The following is an 18459-nucleotide window of genomic DNA, read 5'->3' on the forward strand; positions in this document are numbered from 1 at the left end:
AATGCATGACTGAACGATACGATATGGTCGTCGTTGGCGCGGGAACCTCCGGGTGTTACGCCGCGGCGACCGTCGCCCGCGAGGGGTACGACGTCGCAGTCGTCGAGCGAAAGTCGGAGGAAGAAGCGGGACACATCGCGTGCGGTGACGCACTGAAGGGTGCCGACGCGTTCCCGGAGGCCATCCCAAAGGAGAAGATCGAAGCCGCGTTCACGAACACCGACGTCGACCACGGGCGATTCGAGATTCCGAAAGAGGACACCGTCCTCGAAATCCCGGTTCCCGGCGAACTCGCGGTCATCGACCGCTGGGAGTACGGACGACGCATCATCAAGGGCGCGAAAGAGGCGGGAGCCGAGTTCCACTACGACACCGTCGTCCAGGACGTGACGCAGGACGACGACGGCCGCGTCACGGGCGTTCGCGCGAAACGCAATGGGAACGTCGTGGAGTACGAATCGGAGATACTCGTCGACGCCGCCGGGTCGCTCTCGATTCTACAGGACAAGACGGATTTCTCCGACTCGACGTTCGACACCAACGTCACCTACTCGCAGTTCTGTTCTGCCTACCGCGAAATCGTCCACGTCGAGGAACCGGTTCCGTGGGACGACGCTCTCGTGTTCAAGCCGACCACTCGCTCCGCGGGCTACCTCTGGTACTTCCCGCGCACGAGCACGGAAATCAACGCCGGACTCGGCTTCCAGATGAACGAAGAGCCGATGAAGCTGGTCGAAGACCTGAAACGCGACCTGCAAAACCGTCCCGAGTTCCACGGTGCGACCGTCGAGGACAAACTCGGCGCGGCCCTGCCGACCCGACGCCCCTACGACTCCGCCGTCGCGCCCGGCTACATGGCGGTCGGCGACGCCGCAGGCCACGTCAATCCGACGACCGGCGGCGGCATCGCGGGCGCGGCTTACGCGGGCAAGTATGCCGGCGAGCAGGCCATGGAGGCGCTGGAGGCTGGCGACGTGAGCGAGGATACCCTCTGGCGGTACAACCAGCGCGTCATGGACCACTTCGGGTCGCGCTACGCCGGACTGGACATCTACAACGTCTTCACGACCGCCGTGGACGTCGACGACCTGATGGGGATGCTCGGGGCGCTTCCGACCGAGAAGCTCTCCGAGGCGCTCTACTCGGGAAGCGCGAACATCGGCTGGCGGCTCAAGCTCCAGACCGCCATCGACGCCCGCGACCACTGGCGACTCATCTACGACCTGTACAGGACGAAGAAGTTGGCCGACCAGGTCATCGACCACTACGACCACTATCCGACCGACCCCCGCGGCCTTCCGGCGTGGCAAGAGGCCCGTGACGACCTGATGGACGAGGTGTACGCGACGACCGGCGCGGCACCGAAGTACTGAGGACCACTCCGTACCTCGAATCTATCGACGAAGCACCCAGAAAAGAGCTTTTGACGGGCAGGCAATTGTTGAACTTATGGCATCTGCCGAGACGAAAATTCGAGCGACGTTCGTCGTTCTCGGCGTACTCTGTTGGTACGGGACGACGCTCCTGACCGAGAGCACCGTCGTTCAACTCGCAGTGCTTGTCGGGATCGGGCTGATCGCGCCGAACGTCGTCGTCGAAGCGAGAGACCGACGATGACGGTCGTTCTCACGCTCCCGCGTTCGTGTCGCGTTCCGCGATTATCTCGCTCGCCTGCCGAAGTACGTTTCGTTTCCAGTGGTCGATGTCGTTCGCTTCGACCTGTCTCTGCATCCGCTGCATTCGGTTCGAACGCTCTTCCGGACTTATCTCTAGCGCCTGCTGGATGCTGGCGGCGAACGCTTCGGTGTCGTTCGGATGGACGGTCAACGCCTCGTCTCCGAGTTCTTCGTGCGCGCCGACGAGTTCGCTGAGCACCAGCGTCCCGGGGTCGGCCACCTGCGAGGCGACGAACTCCTTCGCCACGAGGTTCATCCCGTCGCGGAGCGAACTCACGAGACAGACGTCGGCCTCGCGGTACAGTGCGGCCAGCGCCGACTGCGGGAGGTAGTCGTCGATGTAGACGACCGGTTGCCACGACTCCGTCCTGAAGCGGTCGTTGAGTTGGTCTATCTGCTCGGTGACGTTCGACTGCACCTGCTGGTACTCGTCTATTCGGCTCCGACTCTCGCTGGCTTTCTGGACGTACGTGAGTCGCTCGCGGAACTCGGGATACCACTCCCAGAGGTGTTCGAGCGCGGCGAGTCGCTGTTCGATTCCCTTCGTGTAGTCAAGTCTATCGACGCCGACGGCGAGTTGTCTGTCCGCTGTCAGCGGATACGTCTCGCGCAGTGACTCCCACTGTTCGTCGGCGTCACTCGACGCCGCGAGGGTTCGCCGTTCTTCGGCGTCGATGCCGAGGGGGAACGCGGCGACATGGATGGTTCGTCCGTCGTAGTGGATTCGACCGCGTTCTCGGTCTACCTCCACGTCAAGTGCGTTCGAGACGCAGTCGATGAAGTTCTGACAGTACTGGTCGAGGTGGAAGCCGAGCAGGTCGTTCGCCAGTAGCCCCTCTAGTAGTTCGTCGTACTGTGGACAGCTCTGGAACACGTCCCACGAGGGCCACGGGATGTGCCAGAACTGCATACAGAACACGTCGGGTGCCTGCTCGCGTACCATCCGCGGTGCCAGCGCGAAGTGGTAATCCTGGAACCAGACGACCGCGTCCGAGTCGCCGATTCGCTCTCGAATCGCGTCCGCGAACTGCTGATTGGTCTCCCGATAGTGTCGCCAGTACCGGGCTTTCGGCGTCGTCTTCGCGGTGTCCGAGTGACACAGCGGCCAGAGCACCTTGTTGCTGTAGCCGTAGTAGTAGTTGATCACCTGTTCGTCGGTGAGCGAGACGCGTTTCAGTTCGTACGCGGGCGACTCGGGTGGGACCCGCACACAGCCGTTCTCGTCGGTCACCTCGGTATCGGCGTCACCGCTCGCCCACGCGACCCACGTTCCGCCCGTGCTCGCCATCATCGGGTCGAGCGCCGACGTGAGTCCGCCGGTCGGCCGAACGACTCGAATATCGCCGTCGTCTCGCTCGTGCGTGTACGGTTCTCTGTTCGATACGAGCACCAGTTCACGGTTCTCGAACGGTTGCGATGTCGATGCCGCGTTTCGGTTCACGTTCGTCGTCGCTCCTATAGTTTTGTCCATTGGTCTAGTTCGTCTACGTCGTCTGTCCATCGATTGCACGGACAGCCCATTCACCTCATGGGTTGCACTCGCAAGTTCCTTTATGTCGAGAGGACGCCCTCGCACGGAGAGAAATCGCCGGGCGGAACGAGGGTCGTTCGAGTCTCTCCTGCTTATCGGTCGAACAGGTCGTCGTGACGCTCCGCGAGGTCGGTGTACGCACCGGAGGAGTACGCCTCGAACGTTTCGTCCGGGTCGATGGCCGTCTCCGCGATGGGGGTCACCTGTGCGGGAACTCCCCGAACGAACGACTCCGGCGGAATCGTGAACGCTTCGGGGGTCACGGTTCCCGCCGCGACGATGCTTTGCTCGCCGACTCGCACGTCGCTGTTCACCGTCGCGTTGAAGCCGACCAGCGTTCCGTCACCGATTTCCGCGTCGTTTACCACCGCGCCGTGACCGACCATCACCCGGTCGCCGACGACCGAGGCGTGGATGGTGGCGTTGTCGCCGACGTGCGATTCCACCCCGACCCGCACGGGAGCGACGTCGCCGCGGAGCACTGCACCCGGCCAGACGCTCGCGTCGGCCTCGATGCGGACGTCGCCCACGAGCGTCGTCGCTCGACTGACGTGGGCGTCCTCGTGGACGGACGGTTCTTCCCCCTCGAACTGGTAGCTTCGAGCCATAGTCCTGACACGACGCTCGGTGGCAAAGCTCTGCCGGGGGTAGCTTTTACCCGGAGGACGTCGTCTACTCACCCATGTTCAAGGCGCAGATATCCGACGGCGAACAGATACCGTGTGCTGACTACGAGAACGGAGAGTTCGGGGTCACGCTCTACGGAGAGGACCGCGAGTTCCTCGCGTTTGTTCCGTACGCACACTTGCTCTGGGTCGGACGTATGGACGACGCCGATCGTACCGTCTGGTAGGGCGAGTCGGCGGTCGACGCCGGTCGCTACCCGGAGAGCCACCAGCCGAGGAGTTTCTCTTTTTCCTCCGGACTCGGATGTTTCTTCGACCGGCCGTACTCCTTGCCCTCGAGAATGTCGCGTTCGAGGCGGTTTCGCGCCAGTCGAAGCGCGTGGCCCGCGCCGAACCCCTCGCCGGTTCCGACGAAGTGGCCCTTGTCGGTGAAGAGGCGAATCCGCGCCAGGAGTAGCGGCGTCCCGCGGAACGTCTCGTCGTGTTCGTGGAGGTAGACGCGGGCGTCGTAGACGGTCATCCGACCGAACTTCCCGGCGACGCGCTCTATCATCTCGACCAGTTCCTCGCGCGAGGTGTCGTCCAGCAGGTCGATACCGTCAATCTGGACCGTGAGGTGCTCTTCGCCCGTCCAGGTCAGCGACCTGAGCGCGTCGGTTTTCGTGACGATGCCGGTCGGTTCGCTGCCCACCGCGACGACCAGCGATGAGACCCCCGCCGACAGCATCCGTCCGACTGCTTCGTCCAGCTCGTCGTCGGGGTCGACCGTCAACGCCGGCTCCGACATCACGTTCCGTACCGGGAGGTCGAGCAGACGGTCCAGTTCGCCGCGTCGTTCGCCGAACCCGCCGTGTGACCGGTCGCCGAATCCGCCGGGTGACCCGCCCTCTTCCTTTCGAATCTCGCGTGCGGAGAAATCCAGCAGGTCGAAGAGACTCACGACGCCGACGACAGCTTCCCCGCTCGCACTCTCGCCGTCTTCCACCACCGGAAAGTGCGTGATGTCGTTTTCCCGGAGGACGTTCAACGCCTCGCCGAGCGTCGTCGTCGGCTCGACCGTCACGAGGTCGTGGGTGTACACGTCGCCGACGGTCAACACACCGAGGAACGATTCGACGGCCGAGAGGATGGCGTCGGTGGTCACGACGCCGGAGAGGTGGCCGTTCTCGAACACCGGCAGGACGTTCGACCGACTGCCGACGAGCAGGCGTGCGACCTCGCGCACGCTCTCGTCCGGCGCGACGCGCGCGACGTGCCAGACGAGGCTCCGTGCTTTCTCGTCGGCGTGCCGCTGCGCGGAGTTCAACTGGCGACGCGTGACCAGTCCACGGTACTCCCCGTCTTCGGTCACCACGACCGCCTGTAACTCCTCGCTCTCGAACCGCCCCACTAGCTTCGATACCGGTGTGTCAGCCGTGACTTCCTCGAACTCGCTGGATACCATCTCACTGATGTCCATACCCCGTATACGTCGTCGTCGGACGTGACGCTCGTGGATGTCCCGTGCTTTAACCGTCGAAATTCAACGATCTCCGGCCGCGAACGTTACTCCGCAGGGTCGAGTCCGGACTCGTCCACGCTCTGAATCGGCGGTCGATTTTTTAACCCATGACGACGAAGAATCGGGTTATGCCCGGCATCACTTACGAGGACTTCCTGAACCTGGAGTACGACCCCGCCGATTCCGACCTCGTTTGCACCTTCTACGTCGAACCTGCGGCAGACATGGACATGGAGGCCGCCGCCTCGCGCGTGGCGAGCGAGAGTTCCAATGGAACGTGGGCAGAACTACAGGTCGAAGGCAACATCACCGACCTGAGCGCCACGACGTTCGACATCGACGGCAACGAGGTCAAGGTGGCCTACCCCGACGAACTGTTCGAGGACGGCAACATGCCACAGATTCTCTCCTGCATCGCTGGCAACATCATGGGGATGAAGGCGGTCAACCGCATCCGCCTGCTCGACTGCGAGTGGCCCGAGTCGCTCACGACCTCGTTCCTCGGTCCGCAGTTCGGAAGCAGCGTCCGGAACGAGATATTCGACGTGGGCGACCGACCCATCACCGCGACGGTGCCGAAACCGAAGGTCGGTCTCTCGACCGACCAGCACGCCCAGATCGGCTACGAGGCGTGGATGGGTGGTCTCGACCTCCTGAAAGACGACGAGAACCTGACCGACCAGACGTTCAATCCCTTCCACGACCGCCTCACGGAGAGTCTGGCCCGGCGCGACGACGCACAGGACGAGACGGGCGAGAAAAAGAGCTACCTCGTCAACATCACCGCCGACACGAACACGATGCTCGAACGCGCCGACATGGTCGCCGAGCAGGGGTGTGAGTACGTGATGGTGGACGTCATCACCACTGGCTGGGGCGCGGTACAGGCCGTCCGCGAACGCTGTGAAGAACTCGGTCTCGCCATCCACGCCCACCGCGCCATGCACGCCGCGTTCGACCGCCTGGAAACCCACGGCGTCTCGATGCGCGTCCTCGCACAGATTTCTCGCATCTGCGGCGTCGACCAGCTCCACACTGGCACCGCAGACCTTGGCAAACTCGCCAACGAGGACACGGTCGGTATCAACGAGTGGCTCTACTCCGACCTCTACGGCCAGAACGACGTGCTGCCGGTCGCCTCCGGTGGTCTCCACCCCGGACTCGTCCCCGAACTCATCGAGCGCGAGGGACAGAACATCGCCATCCAGGCAGGTGGCGGCGTCCACGGCCACCCCGACGGAACGCGGGCGGGCGCGGCAGCGCTCCGGCAGGCGGTCGACGCCACGGTCGCAGGGACGCCAATCGAGGAGTATGCGGAAGACCACCCCGAACTGCAGACCGCGTTGGACAAGTGGGGTACGGAGACACCTCGATAGAGACTTTCGGAGGACTACCACGCGAGGGGTGAAACCAAACCGGCAACCCCGTCGATGTAACCGAGAAACGCCGTCGGCGTCAGACGCGCTCGACGAGGGCCTCTCCCCGGTCGCGCACCCTGACCGGTTCGGTTCGCGCCGACAGCGAGAGTGCGTCGTTCAGTTTGCTCGCCTTCTCGGCGTGGAGGGTGAACAGTTCGTCGCCCGGCTCGACCTCCGCGCCGACCGTCTGGTGGAGAAACAGCCCCGCGCCCGCGTCCTTGGGTGCGCCCGCTCTGCGCGCGAGTTCGCTGACCAGTCGGTTGTCGACGTGCGTCACGACGCCGCCGCGTTCTGCTCGGACTGTTCGCTGTTCGCCGCCCGGCCGCAGGTCGTCGTGTTCCACGTCCGGGTCGCCGTTCTGGGCCGCGACTATCTCGCGGAACTTCGCCCGTGCTCGCCCCGATTCGAGGACGTCGCTGGCCTGCTCGTCGACCCCACAGAGGTCGAGCAGGATGTCCGCGATACGAAGGCTCTTGAGACGGAGTTCGTCCGGGCCGTCTCCGTCGAGCACTTTCAGCACGTCGCGAGCTTCGAGGATGGGGCCGATGCCGCGTCCGATGGGTTGTCCGCCGTCGGTGATGGTACACTCGACGTGCAGTCCGGCGTCCTCGCCGACGCGCTGGAAATCCTCCGCCAGTTCTCTGGCGCCGTCCAGTCCGTGCACTTTCGCACCCTCGCCGTAGGGGATGTCGATGAGGACGTGAGAGGACCCCGCGCTCTTCTTTTTCGAGAGCACCGACGCGATGACCTGTCCCGGCGGGTCGATAGAGAGCGGTGTCAGCACTCGAATTATCTTGTCGTCGACGGGCGAGAGGTTGACCGCGCCCCCCCAGACCATACAGCCGTTGGTCTTCCCGACGATGTCGCGTATCTCTTCGAGTGAGAACGAGACGTCACAGAAGACCTCCATCGTGTCGGCGGTCCCGGCCGGCGAGGTGACCGCCCGCGACGACGTCTTCGGAATCTTGACGCCACACGCGGCGACGATGGGGACGACGATGGGCGTCACGCGATTCCCCGCGACGCCGCCGATGGAGTGTTTGTCGGCGACCACGGCCTCACCCCACTCGATAGCCGCCCCAGCGCCGGTCATCGCCTCCGTGAGGTGCATCGTCTCGGAGAGGGACATGCCGTTTGCGTAGGTGGCCGAGACGTACGCACCCAGTTCTACGTCGCTCAGGCGGTCTTCGTCGATGTCGCTGACGATGGTTCGCAGTTCGTCGGATTCGAGTTCCACGTCGTCCAGTTTCTTGCGAATGTACCGGACCGAATCCGGTTTCGGCGCGAGCGTCACCTCCACCTCCCCGTCGAGGTGGGTGAGCCGTTCCGTAACCCCGAGCGTCCCCGCCGGGACGAGTTCTTCGGTCAGTTCCACGATACCGATGGTCGTCTTGCCGTCCCGGCGAATCTGCACCCTGTCGAGGGGGTTCGCGCCGAGTTCCTTCGCGTCTACGACGTTCAGGAGGACGGTCGGCGACCGCGTCCCGATGTCGATTTCGGCGGTGGTAAACTCCATGCCCGGAGGTTGACGTGGGGACGACATAAGTGCAGTTCACCGGCGAGACGCCCATCGAGAGCACCACCGCCGACTCCCGACCCCACACTACTCCCAGAGGTCATAGAGGTCGTCTCGCGGCGGTTCCGAAACGACCGAACCGTCCATCACGAGTTCCCCGCCTCCCGCATCGACTCGCCCGATTTCGGCGGCCGAGATGCCCGCGTTCTGAAGTTCGTCGAGCACCGCCGTAACCGATTCTCCCGGAACCGCCGCGAGGAGCGACCCCGACCCGAAAATCTGCAGGGGGTCGACCCCCATCGCCTCACAGCAGTTCCGAGTGACGTCCCGAACGGGCACGTCCTCGCGTGCGACTTCCAGGCGAACCCCTGCGACTTCGGCCATCTCCAGCAAGCCGGTGACGACGCCGCCCTCGGTCGGGTCGTGCATGGCGGTGGCGTACTCACGGAGGATGCGGGCGTCCTCGACGACGCTAATCTCGTCGAAGAACGCCTCGCCCCCCGCCGCGGCGGGGCCGACTTCCTCGCGGAAATCGGAGGCCAGGATGGCCGTCCCTTCGATTCCGGCCCCCTTCGTGAGGACGAGTCTGTCGCCCGGTTGCGCGCCTCCGGTCGGGACGAACTGGTCGGTCAGTCCCATGCAGGTCATCGTGACCGTCGGGCGCGAGAGGTCGGGGGCGTACTCGGAGTGTCCGCCGACGATGGCGACGCCGAGATCGGTCGCGGTCTCGTCTATCTGGGCGGTCACCACGTCCAGCGTCTCGGGGTCGTCGTCGGGCAGGAACACGACGTTCGTCAGCCAGCGTGGGTCCGCTCCGGAGGCGGCCACGTCGTTGCAGGCGACGGTCACCGCGAGGGTTCCGAGTCGCTCGCGGGCCAACGAGAGCGGGTCGGAACTGACGACCAGGATGCGGTCGTCTATCCGAAGCGCGGCGGCGTCCTCGCCGTACGCCGGGCCGACCAGCACGTCGTTGTCCGCCGCCCCCGTGCGCGAGACGACCGTCGCGAGCAACTCCGGGTCGAGCTTTCCGATCATGTCGCGACGTTCTCAGGGCGTACCAATGGGCGTTTCGCCACGGCTGTACCGTCTCCCGGTGTCGACCGGGAGTAGTTCTTTTGTGGCTGCTGTCGTACCCGGTCTGGGGGTACCATGGCGAACCAACTCGGAACCGGACCGATTTTCATACTCGGAGAGGACGCACAGCGAACCAGCGGGCGAGACGCCCGAGAGATGAACGTGACCGCCGGAAAGGCGGTTGCGGAGGCGGTACGGACCACGCTCGGCCCGAAAGGGATGGACAAGATGCTCGTCGATTCGATGGGCGACGTCGTCGTCACGAACGACGGGGTCACCATCCTCGAAGAGATGGACATCGAGCATCCCGCGGCGACGATGGTCGTCGAAGTCGCCGAAACGCAAGAAGATGAGACGGGCGACGGAACCACCACCGCGGTCATCCTCGCTGGCGACCTGCTGAAACGCGCCGAAGACCTGCTAGACCAGAACGTCCACCCGACGACGCTCGCCCGCGGCTATCGCCTCGCCCGCGAGGAAGCCCAGCGCGTCCTCGAATCGAAGGCGCATCCGGTCGAGGAAAGCGAACTGTTGACGGAAATCGCCCAGACCGCGATGACCGGGAAGGGTGCGGAAGCGGCGCGAGAGGCGCTGTCGGAACTCGTCGTGCAGGCGGTTCGAGCGGTCGAAGACGAAACCGAAGACGGTATCGACCTCTCGAACGTTTCGGTCGAGACGGTCGTCGGGGGCGGCATCGCCGACTCGAAACTCGTGGACGGCGTCGTCGTTGACAAGGACCGTGCGAACGACAACATGCCGTGGCGCGTCGAGGACGCGACCATCGCGCTCGTCGACACGCCGGTCGAGGTACGCGAGACGGAGACGGACGCCGCGGTGAGCGTCACCAGTCCCGACCAACTGACGACGTTCCTCGACAGGGAAGAGGCGCAACTGCGCGAGATGGTCGAGCGAATCGCAGAGAGCGGTGCGAACGTCGTCTTTTGTCAGAAGGGCATCGACGACGTGGCCCAGCACTTCCTCGCAGAGGAAGGCATCCTCGCCGTCCGCCGGACGAAGGCGAGCGACATGAAACGCCTCGCACGGGCGACGGGTGGCCGAGTCGTCTCCGGTCTCGACGACATCGACCCCGACGACCTCGGGACGGCGGGAGTAGTCGAAGAACGCGACGTGGCGGGCGAGACGATGACGTTCGTCGAAGAGTGTGAGAATCCAAAGAGCGTCACCCTGCTCCTGCACGGCGGAACCGAACACGTCGTAGAGGAGGTCGAACGCGCCGTCGAGGACAGCCTCGGCGTCGTTCGGGTCGCCATCCAGGACGGTGCTGTCTTACCGGGCGGTGGCGCACCCGAGACGGAACTCGCGCTCGCCCTGCGCGACTACGCCGACGGCGTCGGGGGCCGCGAACAGTTGGCGGTCGAAGCCTTTGCCGACGCGATGGAGGCCATCCCGCGCACGCTCGCCGAGAACGCCGGCGTCGACCCCATCGACGCGCTGACCGACCTCCGGAGTCGCCACGACGTGAGGGACGACGCTGCCGGCCTCGACGCCGAAACGGGTGACGTAACGGACATGCTCGACGCGGGCGTGGTCGAACCGCTCCGCGTGAAGACGCAGGCCATCCAGAGCGCGACCGACGCCGCGGAACTCCTGCTCCGCATCGACGACGTGATTTCGGCCGGCGACCTCGGCGGTAGCGAGGACGAAGAAGAGATGGGCGGTGCACCCGGCGGTATGGGCGGTATGGGCGGACTGGGGATGTAACCTCGGGACACGAGCGCGATTCGGTCACCGAGGGCGTCTCGGAACCTTCATCGAACCGTTCTCGTCGCCCCAACTTCTAACCGAACACCGCCCGTCGTACCGATTATGGATATCGCAGCCCACCTCGCCGAGTTTACACGACGCGACTGGCAGACCGTCGTCGACCCGGACGGGCGAATCCGGGTCGCCCTCGTGGGTATCGGCTGGTTCACCGAAACGGTGGTCGTCCCGGCCCTGGAGGAGAGCGACCTGTGTGAGATCGGGGCCGTCGTCAGTAGCAGTTCGGAAAAGGCCGCTCGCGTTCGAGAGGAGACGGGGGCGGGCCGGGCGCTCTCCTACGACGAGTTCCACGAGGGGGAGGGAGTCGAAGCCTACGACGCCGTCTACATCGCCACGCCGAACGCGACGCATCTGGATTTCACGGAGATGGCGGCGGACCTCGGAAAAGCCGTGCTCTGTGAGAAACCGATGGAGGCGACGCGAGAGCGCGCCGAGCGACTGGTCGAGACCTGCGACGACGCCGGGGTGACGCTGATGGTCGGCTACCGGATGCACACCAACCCGGCGGTGCGTCGGATGCGCGAACTCGTCCGGGAAGGGTTCGTCGGCGACCCCGCACTGGTCGAGGGGGCGATGTACCAGAACGTCTTCGAGACCGTCTCGCCCGACCCGAACCAGTGGCGACTGGACGCCGACCTCGCCGGCGGGTCTGCGCTCGTCGACCTCGGCATCTACCCGCTCAACACCGCGCGGTTCGTGCTCGACACGGACCCCGTGAGCGCGCAGGGGACGACCGCGAGTCCACACGAACACTTCACCGACGTTGACCAGCACGTCTCCTTCGAAGTCGAGTTCGAGAACGGCGTCACGGCCGCCTGCACCGCGAGCCAGTTGGCACAGCAGCGAAGCACGTTCACCGTCACCGGAACCGAGGGCAGACTGACCCTCGATCCGGCGTTCTTCGGGGAAGCGCAGTTGACGGTCGAACGCGGCGACGTGACGGCCGACCTCACGGTCGAACCGGTAGACGAGGTGGCAGCCGAGTTCGACTACTTCGCGGATTGCCTGCTGGCCGGTCGTAATCCCGAACCCGACGGCGAACACGGACTGGTGGACATGCGAGCCATCGAAGCCATCTACGAATCAGCCGAGACCAGTGAGCGAGTGCCGATTTAGGGCTGGACCGAAATCGAAGCGGTTCGACCGGTGCGGCGGAGAGTCTCGCCACGGAACGAAACGCCTGACAGTCGTTCGGGTTCGAACGCGAACGAAGGCACCGGTCGCCGTCGGCCACCGGGCCGGAGAGAATTTACTCGGTAAAGAATAAATCTTTTGAGCGAGCGCGGCCAAGGTAGGCTATGCACGCAGTCGCACTTCGACGCGGGGCCGACGCCCCCGAACTTCTGGAGAAACCCCGCCCGGAACCGGACTCCGGTGAGGCGCTGGTGAGAACGCTCACGGTCGGCGTCGACGGCACCGACCACGAGGTCATCGCCGGTCACCACGGTGGCTTTCCCGCAGACGACGACCATCTCGTGCTCGGCCACGAGGCAGTCGGCGTCGTGGCAGACCCGAACGGGACGGCGTTCGAAGCGGGGGACGTGGTCGTCCCGACCGTGCGCAGACCGCTACCGGACGGGCCGACCGACTACTTCGAGCGCGGCGAACCGGACATGGCTCCGGCGGACGAAACCGCCGAGCGTGGAATCTCCGGCGCACACGGGTTCATGAGCGAGTACTTCACCAGTCCCGCCGAATTTCTGGTTCCCGTCTCGGACGACGTCGTCGAGTGGGGCTTTCTGGTCGAACCGATAAGCATCTCCGAGAAGGCACTCGAGTTGGCGCGCGCGTCACGGTCGGCGTTCGACTGGCAAGCCGAGAGTGCGCTCGTCCTCGGCAACGGCAGTCTCGGCCTGCTCACGCTCGCCATGCTCGGCCAGCAGTTCGACCGGACCTACTGTCTCGGACGGCGCGACAGACCCGACCCGACCATCGACGTCATCGAGAAACTGGGGGCGACGTACGTCGATTCGCGTGTGACCTCCGTCTCCCAGATTCCCGAGGCCCACGAATCGATGGACCTGGTCTACGAAGCGACGGGGTACGCGAAACACGCCTTCGAATCCATCGAGGCGCTCGCCCCGAACGGCGTCGCAACGCTGCTCGGCGTGCCCGGGTCGTGGTCGTTCGAGGTCGACGGCGGGACACTCCACCGAGAACTCGTGATGGGCAACAAGGCGCTGGTCGGGAGCGTCAACTCCAACTATCGGCACTTCGAGGCGGCCGTCGAGACGCTCGCGGACCTCCCCACCTGGTTGCTGGACGACCTCGTCACGGGCGTCTTCGACGTGTCGAATTTCGAGGACGCCTTTGCGGACGACGAAACGACAATAAAGACGGCGGTAAAATTCCACACCCAATGAAGAACGTAGACGACCTCATCGAGAGTGCGGCGGAACTCGCGGAGCGTGGCCTCTCGAAAGGCGAGATAGCGGACGAACTGAACGTGTCGCGCGAGACGGCCAGTTGGCTGGTCGAGCGCAGTGGGAGTGCGACGGCACCCGAACCGTCGGGCGGCCCGCAGGACATCCACGTCGATTGGAGCGCCGTCGGCCGGGACAGCGCTCGACTCTCTCACATCGGGGCGGCGATGGCAGACCTGCTCTCGAAACACGGGGAGGAAGTCGACCTCACCATCGGAATCGAGAAGGCTGGCGCACCGCTGGCGACGGTGGTCGCACGCGAACTCGACACCGACCTGGGGACGTACGCCCCACGAAAACACCAGTGGGAGGAAGGCGACATCGACGAACACGGCGGCAGTTTCTCGCGCAACTTCGCGCAGATTCGTGACCGCGATTGTTACGTCGTCGACGACACCATCACCAGCGGGACGACGATGACCGAGACGATCGATGCGATTCGAGAACGCGGCGGCGAACCCGTCGCCTGCATCGTCCTCGCCGACAAGCAGGGCGTGGAGGAACTGAACGGCGTTCCCGTCTACTCGCTCGTGCAGGTCATCGGTGTGGGAAGCGAGGAGTAACTGCGTTCTTCGAAATAGTCTAATTTTAGGCACCTCCAAGAACTCCACTGACGTATCGCGGCCGTTACGTTCCGCGTCAACCGACCGTCTTCTGCTGATCGAGTTGGGAATAAATTTCAAGGATCTGTTGTGTATGGTGTGTTATGTAATAAAATATAGGTGGAGCCTCGCTTCACGGGTGGACGGACTGGAACTGTTACGGCATATCGGTATCGACCGGGAAGAGATTCGCTGGCGCAAGGATTACACCGGATTCGACCGAACGGACGCCGAGCGACTGTCGGAGATGTCGGGTCTGTTCGCGGAGATAAGCGAGGAACTCGTGGGGAGTTCTACTCTCACCTCCAGCAACGCGACGAGACGGTCGCCATCCTCGACAAATCTACGCGGCCGCTACCGCAATTGAAAGCGGCACAGATCCAGTATCTCCGGGACCTCGGGAACGGCGAGTACGGCGAGGAGTATTTCCAGAGTCGGGCGCGCATCGGGAAAATTCACGACCTCCTCGACCTCGGACCGAAAATCTACTTCGGCACGTACACCATCTACTACGACGGCATCTTCGGTGCTATCGCAGACGACGTGACGGAGACCTACGGAAACGACGACGCGGTGAAACTCGCCGTCGAGGAGACCGTCGAGCGCATCATGTCCGTCCTTCGACTCATCAACCTCGACCAGCAGGTGGCGATGAACACGTACATCGACTCCTACAACGCCAAGGTCGAGTCGGAACTGGAACGCCGGTCTGAGGTGACGGAACGAATCGAGGCGTCGGTCTCCGAACTCCGCGACACGACGGCCGAGGTCACGAGCGGCACCGAAAAGATAACCGAACTCTCCGACGACCAGTCCGACGATATGGAGGCGGTCGCCACCGAGGTGTCGAGTATGAGCGCCACGGTCGAGGAGATTGCGGCCAGTGCCACCGAAGTCAAGCGCGAGAGCAAAGAGGCAGAGCAACTCGCCGTGACGGGTCAGACGGCGGCACAGGACGCCATCGAGGCCATGCACGACATCGACGACGCGAGCCATCAGGTCACGGTAGATATGGACGACCTCCAGTCGAACGCGGGCGAGGTCGACGAGGTCGTCGAAGTCATCAACGACATCGCGAACCAGACGAACTTACTCGCGCTGAACGCGAACATCGAGGCCGCTCGTGCGGGCGAGGCGGGTAACGGGTTCGCCGTGGTCGCCGACGAGATAAAAGAACTCGCCGAGGAGTCGAAGACGCAAGCGGGACGTATCGAGGAGATGATAGACGAGATGCAGACGAACACCGACGAAACGGTCGAGAGCCTGCGCGAAACCGACGACCGAATCGAACAGGGCATCGACCACATCGAGTCGTCGCTCGACCAGCTGGCGGACATCAAAGAAGCCGTCCGCGCAACCGCCGACGGTATCGAGGAAGTCGCGGACGCGACCGACAACCAGGCGGCGAGCGCGGAGGAGGTCGCCGCGATGGTGGACGAAGTGTCCGGAAAGGCGGCACGGATATCGACCGAGATACGGGACATCGCCGTCGCCACCGAACGACAGTCCGACCAAGCACACGAGATAGAACGATCGGTACGACGGCTGAACGAGTGACGCCCACGTCGGGGTCGGACGACCGTCGTGCGTCTCGGTCGGAACTTCTTTGCGGCGTCGGTTCCTACGCAAGCGTATGACATTCACACCCGGCGACCAGCTCTCTTCCGACGAAGTAACCGAGCGGGTCGATTCGACCATCGAAAACGAAGCGGTCGTCCTGTTCATGAAGGGAACGCCGATGATGCCCCAGTGTGGCTACTCCCAGCGAGCGCTCGAACTCATCGGTAAACACCGCGGTGACGACTTCGAGACGGTCGACGTCCTCGACAACTTGGACGCCTACCGCGAGGAGCTCTCCCGTCACAGCGGCTGGGAGACGATTCCACAGACGTTCGTCGATGGCGAGTTCGTCGGCGGAAGCGACGTGCTGGCGGAGATGGAAGAGCGCGACGAATTAGAGACGACGCTCCGTACCGACTAAGGTCGTTTCAGTGGTTACAGCTACAACCGAAAGAGTAGACCCTATAAGTTCGGGGCGCGTAGTAACGACTGGACAACCGACGGGAGACGGAACCACCGACCACAAATGAGCCAGGTATACCGACTGCATTCGACGCTCGAACTGCCGCTTGAGACCGTCTACGACTACTTCGAAAGCAATCCTCCGCTACCGAATGGAATCGACAGCATCGATATTACACGCCGTAACAACACACTCATCATCAGTGCTGTCTCGACGGACGAAAGCATCAGCAAATACACGCCGACCGCGCAACTGAAAGCGAGCGTTTCCGAGACGCGCGTCTTCACCGAAGAGGAAGAGGCACGACGCAACGCTCCGAGGTGGGGTGAGGACTACGACGAAGACGAAGAAGAACCGACGGGCGAACTCATCGAGATGGCCGCGTTCAAAGGCGACCGCGAGACGGTGCTCCAGAACACCGCACTCCAGTACCCGATGTTCGAGGTGCTCTGTGCACTCGCCCGCAAGGCCGAAAAGGGCACGCTCACCGCGATTTCGGAGGTCGGGGGCGAACTGGAAGCCACTCGAATCGTGGACGGGGACGACCGTCCCGCCTCCATCGAAGTGGTTGAGGGGCCACGGAAAGAGAGTTCCTCCTCTAGCGGTGTGAACTGGCGCGACAACAAGTTCATCTCCTGATTTCGCCCATCGGAGCTATCGGCGGTCTTGGGTCGACGGAGTGTTCTTTCCCAGTTTCTGTCATTATCAGTCCGAAAATCGAACTGTACCTCGTGTAGAATTGAAATGATTGTTCACGCCGAGCCGAAAAGCACTTTAGCCGTCTAATTATATGTAATTACGAGTCATGCCAGACCAGTTCCCAGACTACCTCGATGTAGATTACACGGACGGCGAAGGCGAGAATCCCGAAGATTACCCTTCGCTCGAAGACAAGATCGAGAAGGCCATCGACGTAACGCGGAAGGGTCTCGAACAGTACGAAAACCCCGTCGTCATGTGGACTGGCGGGAAAGACTCCACGCTCACGCTGTACTTCATCAAAGAGGTCGCGGACCGATACGACCTCGAAGTACCCCCTGCGGTGTTCATCGACCACTTCCAGCACTTCCAGGATATTCACGACTTCGTGGACCGCTGGGCAGACGAGTGGGACCTGGACGTCATCTACGCACGCAACGAGGACGTCGGCAACTACGTCGACGAGCACGGTCTCGAACCGGGCGACGACATCGAAATCTCCGAACTCTCGGAGCACAATCAGCACCACGTGCGTAACCTCCTCGAGTACGAAGAGGACACGTTCCCCTTCCTGCTCGACACCTACGTCGGCAACCACCTGCTGAAGACGGTCGCGCTGAACGACGCGCTCGAAGAGTACGACGTGGACGGCGTCATCTCCGGCGTCCGCTGGGACGAACAGGAAGCCCGCGCCGACGAGACGTTCTTCAGCCCACGCCACGACCCCGACATCTACCCGCCCCACGACCGCATCCAGCCCATCCTCCAGTTCGACGAGGCGGCCGTCTGGGACGCCTTCTGGCACTTCGTCGTGCCGGACACCGTCGAGGACTACCCCGACGAGGGCTACGTGCCGGAGTCCTACGACGACCTGCCGAACGGTCTCACGCAGGACGACATCCCGGTCTCGCCCAAGTACTTCGAAGGGTTCCGCTCGCTCGGCAGCGAAATCAGCACCGAGAAGAGCGACGAAGACCCCGCGTGGTTGCAAGACATGGAGAACACGACCGAGCGCGCAGGCCGCGCCCAGGACAAAGAGGACCTGATGGAGCGTCTGCGCGACCTCGGTTACATGTGAGAACGACCTTTTAGCTACCACCTTTTACGACGGTCACAGGCGAGCACGGCGATGGCGGTCATCGCCGTGCTCGCTGGTTCCCTGTAAAAGCTGGACCAAAAGCACTCCTTCTTCGCTCCACTACCGTTCCGCTCAGTCGTCGGCCCGCTCGCTCGTCACTACGTTCCTCGCTCGCGGAGGGTGCGCTGGCCTCTGGCGGTCGTATCACTTGCCGATATCTGGTGGTTGTGGAGATTGCTGACCTCTGGCGGCTACGTCACCGGTTGATTTCTGGTGGTTGTGAAGATTGCTCGATTCCGGATGTCGGTGAAGATTCGCGGGCTTTTCGGCGGTTGGTCGGTCTGCCTATCGCTCCCTCGTTTCACTCGGTCGCTGTTCGGCAGATGGTGCGGTTTACTAGCGTGTTTCGAGAAAGGATTTTAACGTGCTGCTGGTATCCGCGTGTGAAGATGTCAGACGACCCAGTGGCGAAGGTCCGACGAACTGCTACGACCGTCTCGCCGAAATCGA

General features: G+C 63.5%; 18 protein-coding genes. 13 read left to right on the forward strand and 5 right to left on the reverse strand.

What is annotated here, in order from left to right:
- Positions 1–5: 5 nt before the first annotated feature.
- Positions 6–1373 carry a geranylgeranyl reductase family protein gene (locus tag ACR3FF_RS03400; protein WP_458186058.1) on the forward strand — a complete coding sequence of 456 codons (1368 nt, stop codon included), beginning with the start codon at positions 6–8 and terminating at the stop codon, positions 1371–1373.
- 76 nt (positions 1374–1449) lie between these two features.
- A complete protein-coding gene (locus tag ACR3FF_RS03405; protein WP_458186059.1) occupies positions 1450–1617 on the forward strand; it encodes a DUF7987 family protein in 168 nt (55 codons plus the stop codon).
- A gap of 9 nt (positions 1618–1626) precedes the next feature.
- On the opposite strand, the gene ACR3FF_RS03410 is transcribed toward ACR3FF_RS03405, so the two are convergent.
- Together ACR3FF_RS03410 and ACR3FF_RS03415 are read right to left on the reverse strand one after the other, a co-directional pair.
- Complete coding sequence (locus ACR3FF_RS03410) at positions 1627–3147, reverse strand: alpha,alpha-trehalose-phosphate synthase (UDP-forming) (protein WP_458186061.1); 1521 nt, start codon at positions 3145–3147, stop codon at positions 1627–1629.
- Positions 3148–3299: 152 nt separating this feature from the next.
- Positions 3300–3815: a gamma carbonic anhydrase family protein gene (locus tag ACR3FF_RS03415; protein ID WP_458186063.1), complete on the reverse strand. Its 516-nt coding sequence runs from the start codon at positions 3813–3815 to the stop codon at positions 3300–3302.
- Positions 3816–3889: 74 nt separating this feature from the next.
- Between ACR3FF_RS03415 and ACR3FF_RS03420 the strand changes: the two genes are divergently transcribed.
- A complete protein-coding gene (locus ACR3FF_RS03420; protein WP_458186065.1) occupies positions 3890–4060 on the forward strand; it encodes a hypothetical protein in 171 nt (56 codons plus the stop codon).
- Positions 4061–4086: 26 nt separating this feature from the next.
- Here the strand turns inward: ACR3FF_RS03420 and ACR3FF_RS03425 are convergent, their stop codons facing one another.
- The gene (locus tag ACR3FF_RS03425) at positions 4087–5292 is read right to left on the reverse strand and encodes a CBS domain-containing protein (RefSeq protein WP_458186067.1); all 1206 of its coding nucleotides are present in this window, start codon (positions 5290–5292) and stop codon (positions 4087–4089) included.
- Positions 5293–5462: 170 nt separating this feature from the next.
- On the opposite strand from ACR3FF_RS03425, the gene rbcL reads away from it, so the two are divergent.
- Positions 5463–6710, forward strand: a complete 1248-nt coding sequence (gene rbcL, locus ACR3FF_RS03430) for a type III ribulose-bisphosphate carboxylase (RefSeq protein ID WP_458186069.1) — start codon at positions 5463–5465, stop codon at positions 6708–6710.
- A 79-nt stretch (positions 6711–6789) separates the two neighbouring features.
- Here rbcL and ACR3FF_RS03435 read toward each other — a convergent pair whose 3' ends face one another.
- A complete protein-coding gene (locus ACR3FF_RS03435) occupies positions 6790–8268 on the reverse strand; it encodes an AMP phosphorylase (RefSeq protein ID WP_458186071.1) in 1479 nt (492 codons plus the stop codon).
- An 87-nt stretch (positions 8269–8355) separates the two neighbouring features.
- The gene (locus ACR3FF_RS03440) at positions 8356–9303 is read right to left on the reverse strand and encodes an AIR synthase family protein (protein WP_458186073.1); all 948 of its coding nucleotides are present in this window, start codon (positions 9301–9303) and stop codon (positions 8356–8358) included.
- Positions 9304–9417: 114 nt separating this feature from the next.
- Here ACR3FF_RS03440 and thsA point away from each other — a divergent pair, with 114 nt between their 5' ends.
- The 9 genes from thsA to ACR3FF_RS03485 all read left to right on the forward strand — a co-directional run bounded on the left by thsA (position 9418) and on the right by ACR3FF_RS03485 (position 17949).
- Entirely contained in the window at positions 9418–11064 is a 1647-nt protein-coding gene (gene thsA, locus ACR3FF_RS03445; RefSeq protein WP_458186075.1) for a thermosome subunit alpha, read from the forward strand.
- A 105-nt stretch (positions 11065–11169) separates the two neighbouring features.
- The gene (gfo6, locus tag ACR3FF_RS03450) at positions 11170–12240 is read left to right on the forward strand and encodes a D-xylose 1-dehydrogenase Gfo6 (RefSeq protein WP_458186076.1); all 1071 of its coding nucleotides are present in this window, start codon (positions 11170–11172) and stop codon (positions 12238–12240) included.
- A 182-nt stretch (positions 12241–12422) separates the two neighbouring features.
- Entirely contained in the window at positions 12423–13487 is a 1065-nt protein-coding gene (locus ACR3FF_RS03455) for a glucose 1-dehydrogenase (protein WP_458186078.1), read from the forward strand.
- Positions 13484–14110, forward strand: coding sequence for a transcriptional regulator GfcR (gfcR, locus tag ACR3FF_RS03460; protein WP_458186080.1), 627 nt, complete (start codon positions 13484–13486; stop codon positions 14108–14110). The genes ACR3FF_RS03455 and gfcR overlap by 4 nt, the downstream gene beginning before the upstream one ends.
- 178 nt (positions 14111–14288) lie before the next feature.
- Entirely contained in the window at positions 14289–14516 is a 228-nt protein-coding gene (locus ACR3FF_RS03465) for a hypothetical protein (protein WP_458186208.1), read from the forward strand.
- A complete protein-coding gene (locus ACR3FF_RS03470) occupies positions 14480–15706 on the forward strand; it encodes a globin-coupled sensor protein (protein ID WP_458186200.1) in 1227 nt (408 codons plus the stop codon). Before ACR3FF_RS03465 ends, ACR3FF_RS03470 begins: the two co-directional genes overlap by 37 nt.
- Positions 15707–15782: 76 nt before the next feature.
- Positions 15783–16130, forward strand: a complete 348-nt coding sequence (locus ACR3FF_RS03475) for a glutaredoxin family protein (RefSeq protein ID WP_458186082.1) — start codon at positions 15783–15785, stop codon at positions 16128–16130.
- Positions 16131–16235: 105 nt separating this feature from the next.
- Positions 16236–16811, forward strand: a complete 576-nt coding sequence (locus ACR3FF_RS03480) for a DUF7110 family protein (protein ID WP_458186084.1) — start codon at positions 16236–16238, stop codon at positions 16809–16811.
- A 166-nt stretch (positions 16812–16977) separates the two neighbouring features.
- Positions 16978–17949, forward strand: coding sequence for a phosphoadenosine phosphosulfate reductase family protein (locus tag ACR3FF_RS03485; RefSeq protein WP_458186086.1), 972 nt, complete (start codon positions 16978–16980; stop codon positions 17947–17949).
- The last annotated feature ends 510 nt before the right edge of the window (positions 17950–18459 follow it).

The organism is Haladaptatus ordinarius (genome assembly GCF_054177595.1).